Genomic DNA, 15,855 nt, shown 5'->3' with positions numbered 1-15,855 from the left:
TATGAAACCAAGGATTCTGGTTGTCGACGACGACACGGCACTCGCCGAGATGCTCACGATCGTGCTGCGTGGTGAGGGTTTCGATCCCTACGTGGTGAGGGTTTCGATCCCTACGTGGTAGGCGACGGAACCCTGGCGCTCGCGGCAGTGCGTGAGACGCGCCCCGATCTCGTCCTGCTCGATCTCATGCTTCCCGGAATGAACGGGATCGACGTATGCCGGGTTCTGCGTGCGGATTCCGGTGTGCCCATCGTGATGTTGACGGCCAAGACCGACACCGTCGACGTCGTGCTCGGCCTCGAATCCGGTGCGGACGACTACATCATGAAGCCGTTCAAGCCGAAGGAATTGGTGGCGCGAGTTCGCGCTCGCCTGCGCCGCACCGAAGAAGAACCGGCCGAGCTGCTGAGCATCGCCGACATCGTGATCGACGTTCCGGCGCACAAGGTCAGCCGCGGCAGCGAGCAGATCTCGCTCACACCACTCGAATTCGACCTGCTGGTCGCATTGGCGCGCAAGCCGCGCCAGGTGTTCACCCGTGAAGTCCTCCTCGAGCAGGTGTGGGGATACCGCCACGCCGCCGATACCCGTCTGGTGAACGTGCACGTTCAGCGTTTGCGCGCCAAGGTCGAAACTGATCCCGAGAATCCCGAAGTGGTTCTGACGGTCAGGGGGGTCGGCTACAAGGCCGGACCGCCGTGAGCGGAGTTTCCAGGTGGCGTCGTCGTCTCAATCGACGGCTGACGCCATTTCTGCGGTGGTGTCACTCGATGAGCAACACCCTCGCACACACGTGGCGACGCTCGCTCCAGTTGCGAGTGGTCGTCTCGACTTTGACGTTGTCCTTGATCGTCATCGTCATTCTCGGTGTCGTGCTGACCAGCCAGATCACCGATCGACTGTTGGAAACGAAGATCACCGCGGCAACCGAGGAAATGGACCGTGCCCGCGGCATCGTCGAAGACCAACTCGCGGGCGTCGACGATTCGACGGCGCTCAACGTTCAATTGGAAAGCGCTGCATCCGGACTGACAAGCCGTCGCAACCAGACCTCGGGCCAGGCCTCCGGGTCGGCCGGCACCTTCGACCCGGTGCTCATCGTGCCTGGGGACGGGCCGCGCCAGCCGACGAGTTCGGGACCGGTCGATCAGATCCCCGACAACCTGCGCGAGTTCGTCAAACGCGGCCAGATCAGCTACCAATTCGCGACGGTGTCCAACCCGAACGGTTACTCCGGTCCAGCGCTGATCATCGGTAGCCCCACCGCGTCGTCGATATCGGGACTCGAGCTGTACCTGATCTTCCCGCTCGCCAGCGAAGACCGGAGTCTGTCGCTTGTTCGAAGCACCCTGCTGATCGGTGGAGCCGTGTTGCTGGTGCTCCTGGCTGCGATTTCGCTGTTGGTTGCCAGGCAGGTCGTGCTTCCCATCCGATCGGCCTCACGAATCGCGGTGCGTTTCGCAGACGGCCGACTCAAGGAACGAATGCCGGTCCGCGGCGAGGACGACATGGCGCGCCTGGCCATGTCCTTCAACGAGATGGCCGAGAGTCTGTCCAAACAGATCACCCAGCTGGAGGAGTTCGGCAGTCTCCAGAAACGCTTCACCTCCGATGTCAGCCATGAACTCCGCACACCTCTGACCACGGTCCGAATGGCCGCCGACCTGATCTACGACGGCAGCGAGAACCTCGACCCGATGCTGCGTCGGTCGTCGGAACTGCTTGTCGCCGAGCTGGACAGGTTCGAGGGGCTTCTGGCGGACCTCCTCGAGATCTCCCGCCACGACGCCGGTGTCGCGGAACTCGCATCCGAACAACTCGACGTGCGTATGTGTGCGCGAGCGGCCGTTTCTACAGTTCGCCATCTCGCCCGCGAATCCGGCACCGAACTGATCGTGGACATGCCCGACGAGCCCGTCATGGCAGATGTCGATCCGCGCCGCGTCGAACGCATCCTGCGAAATCTCCTGGCCAACGCCATCGACCACGGTGAGGGGAAGCCGATTCTGCTTCGCCTTCGCGCCGACGACAATGCCCTCGCCTTCATCGTCCGCGACAGTGGCGTCGGGTTGCGTCCGGGCGAGGAGAAGTTGGTCTTCAACCGGTTCTGGCGCTCGGACCCGTCCCGCGTGCGCCGCAGCGGCGGCACCGGACTCGGCCTCGCGATCAGCGTCGAGGACGCGAATCTGCACGACGGCAAGCTCGAGGCCTGGGGCGAACCGGGAGTCGGCGCCTGCTTCCGGCTGACGCTCTCGCGCACCCGTGGCAAGAAAGTCGTGTCGAGCCCACTGCCTCTCAAGCCGACGACCACAAAGTTCGTCCGCACACCGAGCGAAGCCGACATCGTCGCCGATACCGTCGGCGAGGTCACGTCGTCCCTGCCGACTCCGCGCGAATCGGACTCGCGGAACGAGTCCAACGGTGGGGATCGATCATGATCGGAACACGCCGCCGTCTGGCACTTCTCGCAACAACGCTCAGCGTGCTGTTGCTGACCGGCGCGTGCGCGAGTCTGCCGGAATCCTCCTCGCCGCAGGCAATCGGAACTCTGGCAACAGCCGTGCCCGGAACCTCCGTCGAATCACCGGCATCGGGGCGAGAGCCGGACTTGCTGGTACGTGACTTCGTCAAGGCGAGTACCGATCCGTCCAACCGGCATGCTGCAGCCCGTCAGTACCTCACCAAAGACGCCTCGGCGCGCTGGGACGACGCGGCCAGTGCCGTCATCGTCGACAAGATCGACACCCTGTCGGCGTCGCGAACCAGTTCCGAAGCGGTGTACACGATTCGTGTGAACAAGGTCGGTCGCCTCGACCCCGGCGGGCTGTACGTCCCCGAAGAGGGCAGCTTCGAAGCGAAGATGACGCTGACGTTGACCGATGGCGAATGGCGTATCAGCGATCTGCCACCCGGTGTGATCATGGAGCGCCCGCAGTTCCTCGGCGCATATCAGCGGAAGTCGTTGTTCTTCCTCGACCCGACCAGTCAGACAGTCGTCCCCGATCTTCGCTGGATCTCCGGCGGACAGGACCAGGTGGCCGCTCAGCTGATCGGCCTGATGATCGACGGACCGAAGGCAGCGCTGGCGCCGGCTGTACGAAACGAACTCGGCAATGGCGTGTCGGTGATCGGTCCGATCACCAAGGCCGACGGCAAGCCGGGACAGGTCGGAGTCGGTCTCGGCGGTGTGCGCATCAACTTCCGTCTGGACAACCCGATGGATGCTGCGACGCGCGGTTTGTTTGCAGCGCAAGTCATCTGGACGCTCGCCAATGCCGATGTCGCGGGACCGTACGTTCTGGAGATCGACGGCGAACCGCTGGACGCTGCTCATGCGGAAGGCTGGACCACCGCCGACGTCGCGTCGACCAACCCGCTGGCCACCACGAGTGCGACCGTCGGACTGCACGCACTGCGCAACGGTTCACTGGTGAGCGTCAGCGAGCAGGAGGCGACTCCGGTGCCCGGTTTCGCGGGCAATGCGGGCAACCTCACGGCGGCTGCTCTCTCGCGGGACGGCAAGTTGGTCGCAGCCGTCGCAGACACCGCTCGGCCGGATCCAGCCACCCGGTTCGACTTGTCGCTCGGTACATACGGCGATGGTTCCGCTCCGGTGCTCGAAGGCAGCGCCATCACCCGACCTTCGTGGGAGCTGGACAACAATGCGGTCTGGGCGGCGGTGAACGGCAATACCGTCGTTCGGGTCGTCCGCGAACCAGGCACTGGTCGGGTGTCGGTCACCAACGTCGATGTCGGGGCGTTGACGTCGGTCGGTTCCACGATCTCGGAATTACGTTTATCCCGCGACGGCGTGCGAGCCGCGATGATCATCGACGGCAAGGTCTACCTGGCCGTGGTCGTGCGCACACCCAGCGGGGTCTACGCCCTGACGAGTCCGCGTGCGGTGGCGTCCGGCTTGGGCAGTACCGCGCTCTCACTCGACTGGAGCAACAGCGACACCATCGTGATCGCGCGCAGCGGAGCCGACATACCGGTCGTCCAGGTCGCCATAGACGGTTCGCGAATGGACGCGCTGCCGAGTGGAAACCTGACCGCTCCCGTCACCTCCGTGGATGCGTCGCCGACCACCGAGTACGTCGCCGACGCGCGTGCGGTGTTCCAACTGAACAACAACGACCCCGCCGGGGATCGACGCTGGCGTGAAGTGACTGTGCTGACCGGACAGAAGGCGATTCCGGTTCTACCTGGCTGACGTCTCCGTGCTCTGGTGCATGTCGGTGCTCTGATTCATGATTCGGCCATGGGGGACAAGAAATTCGGTGCCGGATTGCTCGATCTGCTGTTGCCACGCGAGTGTGGTGGGTGTGGCCGCACGGGGACACTGTGGTGCGGTGAGTGCGCGGAACTGCTGCGTGACCATCCGGTTCAATTGAGTCCGCGCGTAGACCCGGGCGTGCCGGTCTGGGCACTCGGCCGCTACGACGGCCCCAGGCGGCGCAGTGTGATCGAGATGAAGGAACGGGGTCGTCGAGACCTCGCGACGCCTCTGGGGATCGCTGTGGCCGGCGCATTGGGCACTCTGGAACGGTGGGGCGAGGTCGGCGGCGGGGGTCGTACGCCGATCATGCTGGTGCCGGCTCCCACACGCGCCCGAGCGGCGCGTTCTCGCGGGGGTGATCCGGTTCGCCGGATAGCCGAGAGTGTGCGCGAAAAGCGGGAAGTTGGTTATGTCGAGGGGCGTCCGGTACGTGTCTGTCCGATTCTCCGGATGACGCGAGGAGTACGTGACTCGGTCGGACTGTCCGCGGCCGACCGGGTGACCAATGTGAACGGTCATGTGTCTCTCGACACCACTGCAGTCTCTTCGATTGTCGGGGACGGCGACATCGTCCTGCTCGACGACGTCCTGACCACGGGAGCGACTGCGGCAGAGTCGGTTCGGGCTCTCGCGCTCAGTGGGATTCGGACAACTCTCGTGCTTGTTCTTGCAGGGGCTTAGATGAATTTCGTTGGAACAGTGGCACTCGCGCGCGTTACGTACTAGCGTCGGCGGCACACCCGAAAATACTGGTAGGAGGTGGTACTTCGATACTGGTGCCGGGCGGATCCCCTCTCGGTACTTGCAGAATTTGCCGCCGCCCACCGTGGGGCGGGGCCGTAATTGGGAGGTACGAGTGACGACCCCTTCGCAAGCCTCGTTTTTCATCGAGGACGCCACCATCGAGCGTTCCGAGAATGCCGCAGCTCCGAGATCCGACGTCGTAGTCAAGGGACGAAATGTCGAGATCCCCGATCACTTCCGAATCTACGTTTCGGAAAAGCTGGCGCGACTCGAACACTTCGACCCCTCCATATTCCACTTCGACGTGGAACTTCAACATGAACGCAACCGACGACAGGCCAAGAGTTGCCAGCGCGTCGAGATCACCGCTCGAGGTAAAGGCCCGGTGGCCCGAGCCGAAGCGTCCGCAGACAGCTTCTACGCCGCCTTCGAATCGGTGATCGACAAGCTCGAGAGTCGCCTCCGTCGAACCAAGGACCGCAAGAAGGTCCATTACGGCGACAAGCGACCGGTGTCCGTCGCGGAGGCAACCGCCTCCCTCGTCGACGCAGACTCACTCGGAGTCACACCGGACATTTCGCTGAACGGCCAAGAGCCGGACGAGTACGACGGCCCGGGACGCGTGGTCCGCACGAAGGATCACCCGGCCGAGCCGATGACCATCGACGACGCTCTGTACGAGATGGAACTGGTCGGACACGACTTCTTTCTCTTCCATGACAAGGAGTCGGACAAGCCGTCCGTCGTCTACCGTCGTCACGCTTTCGACTACGGATTGATCCGCCTGACATGACCCAATCGGTGGTGGGTTTGCTCGCTCGCCGCCGGTAGCGCCTACCATGGAATCCGGCCGGAGTTTTCGGACCCCGGCCGGATTTTCAGTGTGTGACCCCTGTCGCCGAAGATTGAGGACGAAGAAGACTGTGCCGTCGCTGTCGCTATCGAAGCTGCTCCGTGTTGGTGAAGGTCGCATGGTCAAGCGGCTCAAGCACATCGCCGAGCATGTGGAATCTCTGTCGCCCGATGTCGAAGGCCTGACAGACGAGCAACTCAAAGCCAAGACCACCGAGTTCCGTGAGCGCTATGCCGCCGGGGAAACTCTCGACGAGTTGCTGCCCGAGGCATTCTCCGTGGCCCGTGAGACGTCGTGGCGCGTGATCAACCAGAAGCACTTCCACGTGCAGATCATGGGTGGCGCGGCCCTGCACTTCGGCAACGTCGCCGAGATGAAGACCGGTGAGGGCAAGACTCTGACGTCGGTTCTTCCGGCTTATCTCAACGCGATCGCCGGTGACGGCGTCCATGTGGTCACGACCAACGACTACCTCGCCAAGCGTGACTCCGAGTGGATGGGTCGCGTTCACCGCGCCCTCGGCCTCGAGACCAGTGTGATTCTCTCGGGCATGACCCCGGCTGAGCGCCGCGTCGCCTACGCAGCCGACATCACGTACGGCACCAACAACGAGTTCGGCTTCGACTACCTGCGCGACAACATGACGCATTCGCTGGACGACCTGGTCCAGCGTGGCCACGCGTTTGCCATCGTGGACGAGGTCGACTCGATCCTCATCGACGAAGCCCGAACCCCGCTCATCATCTCGGGCCCGGCCGACGGCTCCAGCAAGTGGTACAGCGAGTTCGCTCGCATCGCGCCGCTGCTGAAGAAGGACGTCCACTACGAGGTCGACATCCGCAAGCGCACCATCGGTGTGCACGAGGCGGGCGTCGAACTGGTCGAGGACCAGCTCGGAATCGACAACCTGTACGAAGCCGCGAATTCTCCGCTGGTGAGCTACTTGAACAACGCGATCAAGGCCAAGGAGCTCTACACCAAGGACAAGGACTACATCGTCCGCGACGGTGAGGTCATCATCGTCGACGAGTTCACCGGCCGCGTGCTGGTCGGCCGCCGCTACAACGAGGGCATGCACCAGGCGATCGAGGCCAAGGAGAAGGTGGAGATCAAGGCGGAGAATCAGACTCTCGCCACCATCACCCTGCAGAACTACTTCCGTCTGTACGACAAGTTGTCCGGCATGACGGGTACCGCCGAGACGGAAGCTGCCGAGCTTCACCAGACCTACACCCTCGGTGTGATCCCGATCCCGACCAACCGTCCGATGGTCCGAGTCGACAACGGCGACCTCATCTACAAGACCGAGGAAGCCAAGTTCGACGCGGTGGTCGACGACGTCGTCGAGCGCCACGAGAACGGCCAGCCCGTCCTGATCGGTACCACCAGCGTCGAGCGCTCGGAGTACCTGTCCAAGCAGTTCACCAAGCGCGGCGTTGCACACAACGTCCTCAATGCGAAGTTCCACGAAAAGGAAGCGACCATCATCGCCGAGGCCGGTCGCTCCGGTGCGGTCACCGTCGCGACCAACATGGCCGGCCGCGGTACCGACGTCGTTCTCGGTGGTAACCCGGACATCATCGCGGACATCGCGCTGCGCAAGAAGGGCCTCGATCCGGTCACGACGCCGGACGAGTACGAAGCAGCCTGGGACGCAGTCCTGGACGAGGTCAAGGCTGAGGTCAAGGCAGACGCGGAGAAGGTCCGCGACGCCGGCGGCCTGTACGTTCTGGGCACCGAGCGTCACGAATCGCGTCGTATCGACAACCAGTTGCGCGGTCGTTCCGGACGTCAGGGTGATCCCGGCGAATCGCGGTTCTACCTCTCGCTCGGTGACGAGCTCATGCGCCGCTTCAACGGTTCGGCACTCGAGTCGATCATGACGCGCCTCAACCTTCCCGACGACGTCCCGATCGAAGCCAAGATGGTCTCGAAGGCCATCAAGAGCGCTCAGACTCAGGTCGAGCAGCAGAACTTCGAAATTCGCAAGAATGTCCTCAAGTACGACGAGGTCATGAACCAGCAGCGAACGGTCATCTACAAGGAGCGCCGCCAGATCCTCGAGGGTGAGGACATGGAGGGCCAGGTCGAGCAGATGATCACTGACGTGGTCACCGCCTACGTCGACGGTGCCACCGCCGAGGGATACGTCGAGGACTGGGATCTCGAGCAGCTGTGGACCGCGCTCAAGACGCTCTACCCGGTCGGCATCGATCACAAGACGTTGGCAGGGGAGGACGGCGCAGGCATCAACAGTGACCTGAGCCGTGACGACCTGCGAACCGCTTTGCTCGAAGACGCCCACGCGGCGTACAAGAAGCGCGAAGCCGAGATCGATGCGATCGCCGGCGAAAACGGTATGCGTGAACTCGAGCGTCGTGTCTTCCTCTCGGTCCTGGACCGCAAGTGGCGTGAGCATCTCTACGAGATGGATTACCTCAAGGAGGGAATCGGTCTGCGTGCGATGGCCCAGCGCGATCCGCTGGTCGAGTACCAGCGCGAGGGTTACGACATGTTCATCGGCATGCTCGACGGATTGAAGGAAGAGTCCGTCGGATTCCTCTTCAACCTGCAGGTCGAGGCAGCTCCGGCGCAGCCCGCGAGCGGAATCTCGGTCACGGCCGGCTCGGCCGCTGCGGCGTCCGCCACGGCGCCCAAGCCGCTCCCGACGCAGGAAGCCGCAGCCAGGACAACCGGAACTGCTGCCCCGACGGCGTTGCGCGCCAAGGGACTTGACGACGAAGGTCCGTCGCGATTGACGTACACCGGCCCGGACGAGGACGGTAAGGCGAAGGCAACGCGGGACTCGGCCGCCGACTCCGGTGACGGGGCCGCCTCGCGCCGCGAACGTCGTGAAGCAGCACGGACGCAGTCGAAGAGCAATCGAGCTCCGAAGTCCAAGCGCAAGCGCTGAGGTTCAGTACAGCTGAGCTACCAGCGCAGTTAGTACTCAGCAGGCTGGACGGTCACACCACGTGTAGTGCGGTGACCGTCCAGCCTGTTCCGTCTGTATGGTCGATCCGACCCGCGACGGCAAATGTCTGCGTGCCTCGTGTGTACGTCGCACAGACTTCGGCGGTACTCTTCGACACTGCTTGAACGTGGGTGCGGTGAACGGCCGCGCCGCCCAGCTTCCGGGCCGAAAATTCCGAAGTATAAAGTCGCGCAACAACTTCCAGGACGGACGGCGTCAATACGCCCTTGAGTTGCCGCGGATTTCGTCGCCGGTCGACGGTTTCGAGAACCAGGCGAAGTGATCGGTTCCAGAAGATGTCGGCACCCGCCAACTGCGGTTCCAGCACGTGAGTGAAACCGGCACTGGACGACGTCCCGTTGTGTGGTGTCTTTCGTGGGCGACGCAGCATTCGGTCGGTTCGGCACTGCGCTCGGTCGGGTCGGCACTGCGGCCGCGTAAGCGCGACGGTATGCGCGTGAGGCTCGAATTGTGGTGCCGGCTCGAGAATGATTGTGCAGTCCTGCTCCATGACATCCCCCCGGATGATCGTGCGTCCGAGATGGTCGTCTCGGACTTCGCTCCCCCGAGCGATGGTGAGAAGCATGACACGAAACGCTCGAGATGTCGCCGTGATCACCATCGCGACTTAGGGTGATGGCGTGCGGGGACTTCTGTTGGATGTCGGTGGCGTGCTGTTCGGTCCGGGATCGGATCTCGACGGCTTGAGCGCGGTCGTGCGCGCGGTGAAGGCCCGCGGAATCGTGACGGGAATCGTCAGCAACGATCCCGGCGGTGCCAATGCTCAGTGGTTGCGGGATCTCGGAGACGGGGTCTTGGTCGACGACGTGATCTTGTCCGGTGATGTCGAGATGGCGAAGCCCGACGCCGAGATCTATCTGTTGGCGGCGAGTCGTTTGGGCGTCGAGCCGGAGGACTTCGTTTTCGTGGATGATCTCGAAATCAACGTCCGGGCGGCGGTGGCAGTCGGGATGGTCGGGGTCCACCACGTCGGCTCGGAATCGACCATCGAGGAGTTGTCGATTCTGTTCGATCTCGGCGAAGGAGGGGACACGAAGCCATGGTGAACAGACTGACGACTCAGGATGCTGCTTTCTACTTCCTCGAAGCCGGGACGACGCCGATGCATGTCGGCTCGTTGGGGATCTTCCGGCAACTGCGAAACGGGATCGATCACGAGGAATTGCTTCGTCTGGTCGAAGAGCGGCTCGGATCGGTTCCGCGTTACCGCCAGCGAGTGCGTGAGGTGGCGTTCGGCCTGGCCCGCCCCGTCTGGGTGGACGACTCGGATTTCGACATCACCTATCACGTACGCCGATCGGCTCTGCCCAAACCAGGTTCCGACGAACAGCTGATGGATCTGATCGCGCGGCTGACGTCGAGACCCCTCGACAGCACGAGGCCGTTGTGGGAGATGTACCTGGTCGAGGGGCTGAGCAGAAACAGATTTGCCATCTTCACGAAGTCTCATTCGTCGTTGGTGGACGGCGAGGCGGCTCCAGAGATCAGTCAGGTGATCTTCGATCCGGAGAAGAATCGAGCGCCAGGCCCCGAAGAATTGTGGATGCCCGCCAGGCCGCCGAGCGATACCAGCCTGTTGGTCAGTGCAATGGCAGATCTCGTGACGAGCCCGGGGGAGGGGATCGCACGGGCGCGTGCAGCGTTCAACGACGTGACCACATCCGTCACCGAGGCTGTGAGTGCACTCGGGAAACTCGCAGAAGTGGTTCGAACGGCGACCCAGGTGGCCCCGTCGAGCCCGCTCAACGCCACCATCTCGCGCAATCGACGCCTTGCGGTGGCCAAGACGTCTCTCGAGGACTATCGACGTATTCGCGCGCGGTACGGGTGCGAGATCAATGACGTGATTCTCACCGTCATCGCAGGTGCGATGCGGAACTGGCTGCTCTCGCGTGGTGAGCCGGTGACCGAGGCGACCATCGTGCGGGCGATGGTGCCCATGTCGGTGTACACGGACGGCCCCGAGAGTCCCGACGTCGACGATCCGCAGGCGCCGGGCCATGTTTCCTCGTTCCTCATCGACCTGCCTGTCGGTGAACCCAACGCGGTTGTTCGGCTCTCTCACGTGGCGCATGCGACGGAGGCATTCGCGCGTCAGGGTCGGCGGGTCACCGCGCAGACGATGGTGCGAATGTCCGGGTTTGCGCCGGCGACGCTGCATGCGATGAGCTCCCGTGCGGCCAGTAGTCTGTCGCAGCGAATGTTCAACTTGATGATCACCAATGCGCCAGGGCCACAGTTCCCGCTCTACCTCGGTGGGGCTCGGATGCTGGAGATGTATCCGGTGTCGCCACTGCTCAAGAATCAGACACTCAGCATCGCCCTGACGTCGTACGACGGAAATGTCTACTACGGTTTGAATGCCGACCGTGACGCGATGTCGGACGTCGACGTCGTTCGTTCGCTGATCTTCGAGTCACTCGAGGAATTGACGGATGCGAGTCGGTGATGAACGAGCATGAAGGTGGTCTCATGAGGGTGTACGTACCGGCGACGGTCGAGATTTTGCAGAAGTTGGTCGCAGATCAGGAGTTCGACCCGATGAGCCGGACGGCTTTTGCGGTCACCCCGACTCTGCGTGAGTCGTACGCGGCGGGCGATGACGACGAGTTGGCCGAGGTCGCCATGGGTGAGGCTGCGCGTGCGTCGCTGCGGCTTATCGCCGGAACCGAGGGTGACGTCACCTTCCGGCGTGCTGTCGTTGCCGCCGACGTCGACGATGCCGATGTGAAGTTGCGGCCCGATCTCGACGATTCTGTAGTTCGATTGGCGGGTCCTCTGACGATGGCTCAGGTTGCATCTGTGCATGTCGACCTCGAACAGGCAGAATCGGACATCGAGCGCGCTGCTGGCATAGTCGACGCGGCAGATCTGGGTGACGCCGATGCCGAGTTCACGCTCGGCGATGCGGAGGACCACGAGTTGGCGTGGTACGCCGCGCAGGAGTTGCCGTTCTTGCTCGACCTGCTGTGAATGTGCTTACCGTCAAGTAACCTACGGTACCGTAACCTGATAACCTACGGTACCGTAGGCAGTGGGTTCGGAAGGTGAGAGGTGGAGGTCTGATGGGTCTGAAGGACTGGATCGAGGCACCGGCAGCGTCGGTAGTTCCGGCAGCGCGGTCGAAGCTCAATCTGCTTCGTGGTGCGGCGGCTCGGCTGACCACACCATTGCTTCCCGACGACTATCTGCACCTCGCAAATCCGTTGTGGTCTGCCCGCGAGCTGCGTGGTCAGATCGTCGAAGTCCGGCCTGAGACCACGGATTCGGCGACCATCGTCATCAAGCCGGGGTGGGGATTCGACTTCAATTACCAGCCGGGGCAGTACATCGGCATCGGTCTGCATATCGACGGACGCTGGCATTGGCGGTCGTACTCACTTACTTCGCCTCCCAACTGGGAGAACAAGCGCATTTCCATCGCGGTCAAGGCCATGCCCGAGGGCTTTCTCTCGAGCCACCTCGTCAGCGGGGCCGTGCCGTCGGGAACCATCGTTCGACTGGCCACGCCTTCGGGTAACTTCGCGTTGCCGGATCCGCCGCCGGAGAAGATCCTGTTCATCACCGCCGGCAGTGGCATCACTCCGGTCATGGGCATGTTGCGGACGATGAACCGGCGCGGTCAATTGCCCGACGTCATGCACATCCACTCGGCTCCGACGGAATCCGACGTGATGTTCGCCGACGAACTCACGGCACTGCACGCCGAGCACGAGGACTTCGTGAGTCACGTTCAGCTCACGCGCCGCGACGGAAAATTCAAACTCAGTTCTCTCGACACGGTCTGCCCCGACTGGCGTGAGCGCCACACCTGGGCGTGCGGACCCCTTCCGTTGCTCGACGAGCTCGAAGACGTCTGGAAGGCGGAAGGCATCGAGGATCGACTCCACATGGAGCGATTCGCGGTTTCACGCATCGACGCCTCGGCGGACGGCGGCACGGTCACGTTCGAGAAGTCGGGTAAGACGATCACCGTCGACGGCGCGACGACGCTTCTGGAAGCCGGCGAGCAATCCGGCGCCTTGATGCCCTTCGGTTGCCGCATGGGCATCTGCCAGACGTGTGTCGTGCCTCTCGTCGCCGGCCACGCAATCGACCTACGCTCGGGAAAACAGCACGCGGAGGGCGAGCGGATTCAGACGTGCATCTCCGCTGCCGCCGGCGACTGTACGCTGGACGCATAGCTTCTAGGCACACGGAGGACCACGGTGGCCATCACCGATATCAAAGAGTTTTCGCACCTCACCGAGGCCGATGTCGAAGCTCTCGGACGTGAACTCGATCAGATTCGACTCGACATCGAAGACTCTCGTGGAATCCGGGACGCCCGCTACATTCGTCGCGTCATTCGCGTCCAGCGGGCGTTGGAGCTCGGTGGGCGTATCGCGCTGTTCGGCAGTCGGTACCGACCGGCATGGCTGGTCGGCACGACCCTGCTGAGCCTGTCGAAGATCATCGAGAACATGGAGCTCGGGCATAACGTCATGCACGGGCAATGGGACTGGATGAACGATCCCGAGATTCACTCCGTTTCGTGGGAGTGGGATCAGACCGGTCCTTCCGAGCACTGGAAGCGTGCGCACAACTACCAGCACCACACGTACACCAACGTCGTCGGGATGGACGAGGACCTCGGTTTCGGGATCCTGCGTATGACGCGTGACGAGCCGTGGAAGCCGATCAACCTCTTCCAGCCGATCGCCAACGTGATCTTGGCGGCCACGTTCGAGTGGGGCATCGCGCTGCACGACCTCACGGCGGCAGCCGAGTTGGAGGGCGCGGAAAAGGGGCAACTGAACTCGCAGGCGAACAAAGACTTCGCGCGCAAGATCTTTCGTCAGGTGGGCAAGGACTTCATCTTGTTCCCCGCGCTGACGGGGCCGGCGTGGAAGTCGACCATGACGGCCAATGCCACCGCGAATCTCGTGCGCAACCTGTGGGCGTACGTCGTCATCTTCTGTGGTCACTTCCCGGACGGCGCCGAGAAGTTCACCGTTGCCGAATTCGAGCAGGAGACTCGTCACGAGTGGTACCTGCGCCAAATGCTCGGTAGCGCGAACTTCAATTCGGGCAAGCTCATGGGACTCATGAGCGGCAACTTGAGCTACCAGATCGAGCACCACGTCTTCCCTGATCTGCCGAGCAACCGCTACCCCGAAATTGCCGTGAAGATGCGTGCATTGTGCGAGAAGTTCGATCTCCCGTACACCACAGGTTCGCTCTTCAAGCAGTATCTCCTGGCGCTGCGCACGATCCACAAGCTGGCCTTGCCGGACAAGTGGCTGACTGCGACCTCGGACAATGCTCCGGAAACGTCCTCGGAACTACGGTTCCGTGACTCAGGGTTCCGGGACGCAGCCATGGCGATGGTCGAGGACCTGCGTACCGATCCGGTCACCGGCAAGCGCCTCGGATTGTTGACCGCACTCAAGTCGCAGGCGCGTTCTCGCATGCCGAAGCGCCGGAAGTGATATAGGTTACATCGGGAAAAACCTAACCTACGGTGCCGTAAGTTACGCTACAGTAGGTGCAGTTGATCTGAACGATTCGAAGTCATGATCGTTCTGCACTTACTACTTTGCGCCTAACTCACTGCTAGGAGGCTTTCCATGGCGATTGCAGATGTCAAGGAATATGCACATCTCACGGACGCCGACATCGAGGCGCTCGGCCGCGAACTCGACGCGATTCGTCGCGACATCGAGGAGTCGCGCGGCGAGAAGGACGCGCGCTACGTGCGCAACGTCATTCGCCTGCAGCGTTCACTCGAAATCGGCGGCCGCGCAGTGCTTTTCGCCAGCCGTCGCCGTCCGGCGTGGCTCGCCGGAGTTGGCCTGCTGACGCTCTCGAAGATCATCGAGAACATGGAACTCGGGCACAACGTGATGCACGGGCAGTGGGACTGGATGAACGACCCGGAGATCCACTCCACCTCGTGGGAGTGGGACGTCACCGGCCCGTCTGCGCACTGGAAGCAGACCCACAACTACCTGCATCACAAGTACACCAACGTCCTCGGAATGGACGACGACGTCGGATACGGACTCCTGCGCGTCACCCGCGATCAGCGATGGAAGCCCTTCAACGCCGGCAATCTGGTCTACAACACGCTGCTCGCGCTGTTCTTCGAGTACGGCATCGCCGCACAGCACCTCGAGCTCGGCAAGGTGGCCAAGGGCCGCGCCGACAAGGAAGAGACCCAGCGCAAGCTCCGCGAGGTCGGCGAGAAGATCGGCAAGCAGGTCCTGCGCGACTACGTCATCTACCCGGCCGTCACCGGCCCGGCGTGGAAGAGCACGTTGTCGGCCAACTTCACCGCCAACACCCTGCGGAACGTGTGGACCAACGCGGTCATCTTCTGCGGTCACTTCCCGGACGGTGCCGAGAAGTTCACCAAGGAAGACATCGACAAGGAAACGCAGGCCCAGTGGTACCTGCGTCAGATGCTCGGCAGCGCCAACATCGAGGGCAGCGCGCTCATGGACTTCATGACGGGCAACCTGAGCTACCAGATCGAGCATCACCTGTTCCCCGATCTGCCCAGCAACCGCTACAAGGACATCGCGGTCACGGTGCGTCAGCTCGCGGACAAGTACGACCTGCCGTACACGACGGGCCCACTTGCCGTGCAGTACGCCAAGTCCTGGCGCACCATCGCCAAGCTGTCGCTGCCCAACAAGTACCTCAAGGACACCGTCGACAATGCGCCCGAGACGGCGTCGGAGCGGATGTTCGACGGCGAACTGACGTCGACTGTCGATCCCGTGACCGGGCGTCGTAACGGTCTCAAGAGCGCCATCGCACGTAAGCGCAAGAGTGGAAAGCTGCGCAGCCTCCTCGGCCTGCGCTGATCTCCCGCCTGCGCTGATCTCCCGCCTGCGCTGATCTCCCGCCTGCGCTGACCAGACGCAACAAGCGGCCCGACACCATTCGACATGGTGTCGGGCCGCTTTGCTGTTCTCGCGCTGGGGCGTCGTGCAGGGG

General features: G+C 62.8%; 12 protein-coding genes and 1 pseudogene. 12 read left to right on the top strand and 1 reads right to left on the bottom strand.

Going from position 1 to position 15,855, the window contains the following annotated elements; genetic code table 11:
* Nucleotide 1: 1 nt before the first annotated feature.
* The 6 genes and pseudogenes from mtrA (at nucleotide 2) to secA (ending at nucleotide 8,790) form a co-directional block, all read left to right on the top strand.
* Nucleotides 2–702: pseudogene (gene mtrA, locus AC2ETI_RS04760) on the top strand (MtrAB system response regulator MtrA).
* The gene (gene mtrB, locus AC2ETI_RS04755) at nucleotides 699–2,438 is read left to right on the top strand and encodes an MtrAB system histidine kinase MtrB (RefSeq protein WP_019747781.1); all 1,740 of its coding nucleotides are present in this window, start codon (nucleotides 699–701) and stop codon (nucleotides 2,436–2,438) included. Before mtrA ends, mtrB begins: the two are co-directional and overlap by 4 nt.
* The gene (gene lpqB / locus AC2ETI_RS04750) at nucleotides 2,435–4,213 is read left to right on the top strand and encodes an MtrAB system accessory lipoprotein LpqB (protein ID WP_020907106.1); all 1,779 of its coding nucleotides are present in this window, start codon (nucleotides 2,435–2,437) and stop codon (nucleotides 4,211–4,213) included. The genes mtrB and lpqB overlap by 4 nt, the downstream gene beginning before the upstream one ends.
* Before the next feature lie 48 nt (nucleotides 4,214–4,261).
* Entirely contained in the window at nucleotides 4,262–4,960 is a 699-nt protein-coding gene (locus AC2ETI_RS04745; protein WP_483633612.1) for a ComF family protein, read from the top strand.
* A 175-nt stretch (nucleotides 4,961–5,135) separates the two neighbouring features.
* Entirely contained in the window at nucleotides 5,136–5,816 is a 681-nt protein-coding gene (gene hpf, locus AC2ETI_RS04740) for a ribosome hibernation-promoting factor, HPF/YfiA family (protein WP_003940893.1), read from the top strand.
* A 130-nt stretch (nucleotides 5,817–5,946) separates the two neighbouring features.
* Nucleotides 5,947–8,790, top strand: a complete 2,844-nt coding sequence (gene secA / locus AC2ETI_RS04735) for a preprotein translocase subunit SecA (RefSeq protein ID WP_046378336.1) — start codon at nucleotides 5,947–5,949, stop codon at nucleotides 8,788–8,790.
* Nucleotides 8,791–8,842: 52 nt separating this feature from the next.
* Here the strand turns inward: secA and AC2ETI_RS04730 are convergent, their stop codons facing one another.
* Complete coding sequence (locus tag AC2ETI_RS04730; RefSeq protein ID WP_020723642.1) at nucleotides 8,843–9,436, bottom strand: Rv3235 family protein; 594 nt, start codon at nucleotides 9,434–9,436, stop codon at nucleotides 8,843–8,845.
* 55 nt (nucleotides 9,437–9,491) lie between these two features.
* Between AC2ETI_RS04730 and AC2ETI_RS04725 the strand changes: the two genes are divergently transcribed.
* From AC2ETI_RS04725 to AC2ETI_RS04700, 6 genes are all read left to right on the top strand, one after another.
* Entirely contained in the window at nucleotides 9,492–9,917 is a 426-nt protein-coding gene (locus AC2ETI_RS04725) for an HAD-IA family hydrolase (RefSeq protein WP_020969221.1), read from the top strand.
* Nucleotides 9,911–11,320 (top strand): WS/DGAT/MGAT family O-acyltransferase, encoded by a 1,410-nt coding sequence (locus AC2ETI_RS04720; protein WP_020969222.1) that lies wholly within the window; start codon nucleotides 9,911–9,913, stop codon nucleotides 11,318–11,320. Before AC2ETI_RS04725 ends, AC2ETI_RS04720 begins: the two co-directional genes overlap by 7 nt.
* Nucleotides 11,321–11,343: 23 nt before the next feature.
* A complete protein-coding gene (locus tag AC2ETI_RS04715; protein ID WP_029255041.1) occupies nucleotides 11,344–11,844 on the top strand; it encodes a DUF6912 family protein in 501 nt (166 codons plus the stop codon).
* Between the two features lie 92 nt (nucleotides 11,845–11,936).
* Nucleotides 11,937–13,055, top strand: coding sequence for a ferredoxin reductase (locus tag AC2ETI_RS04710; protein ID WP_003940928.1), 1,119 nt, complete (start codon nucleotides 11,937–11,939; stop codon nucleotides 13,053–13,055).
* Nucleotides 13,056–13,079: 24 nt separating this feature from the next.
* Nucleotides 13,080–14,342 (top strand): fatty acid desaturase family protein, encoded by a 1,263-nt coding sequence (locus tag AC2ETI_RS04705; protein WP_020907111.1) that lies wholly within the window; start codon nucleotides 13,080–13,082, stop codon nucleotides 14,340–14,342.
* 138 nt (nucleotides 14,343–14,480) lie between these two features.
* Complete coding sequence (locus AC2ETI_RS04700; protein WP_483633611.1) at nucleotides 14,481–15,722, top strand: fatty acid desaturase family protein; 1,242 nt, start codon at nucleotides 14,481–14,483, stop codon at nucleotides 15,720–15,722.
* Nucleotides 15,723–15,855: the final 133 nt, after the last annotated feature.

This window comes from Rhodococcus sp. MurmanLake-1, from assembly GCF_056945715.1.
Note: the sequence above shows the minus strand (reverse complement) of the source record. Positions and strands in the feature narration are given on the sequence as shown.

Excerpts from the sequence above, each read along its gene's own strand:
- AC2ETI_RS04730 (WP_020723642.1), bottom strand. The coding sequence starts at position 9,436 with ATGCTTCTCACCATCGCTCGGGGGAGCGAAGTCCGAGACGACCATCTC.
- AC2ETI_RS04715 (WP_029255041.1), top strand. The coding sequence starts at position 11,344 with ATGAGGGTGTACGTACCGGCGACGGTCGAGATTTTGCAGAAGTTGGTC.
- lpqB (WP_020907106.1), top strand. The coding sequence starts at position 2,435 with ATGATCGGAACACGCCGCCGTCTGGCACTTCTCGCAACAACGCTCAGC.
- AC2ETI_RS04720 (WP_020969222.1), top strand. The coding sequence starts at position 9,911 with ATGGTGAACAGACTGACGACTCAGGATGCTGCTTTCTACTTCCTCGAA.
- AC2ETI_RS04700 (WP_483633611.1), top strand. The coding sequence starts at position 14,481 with ATGGCGATTGCAGATGTCAAGGAATATGCACATCTCACGGACGCCGAC.
- AC2ETI_RS04710 (WP_003940928.1), top strand. The coding sequence starts at position 11,937 with ATGGGTCTGAAGGACTGGATCGAGGCACCGGCAGCGTCGGTAGTTCCG.
- AC2ETI_RS04745 (WP_483633612.1), top strand. The coding sequence starts at position 4,262 with ATGGGGGACAAGAAATTCGGTGCCGGATTGCTCGATCTGCTGTTGCCA.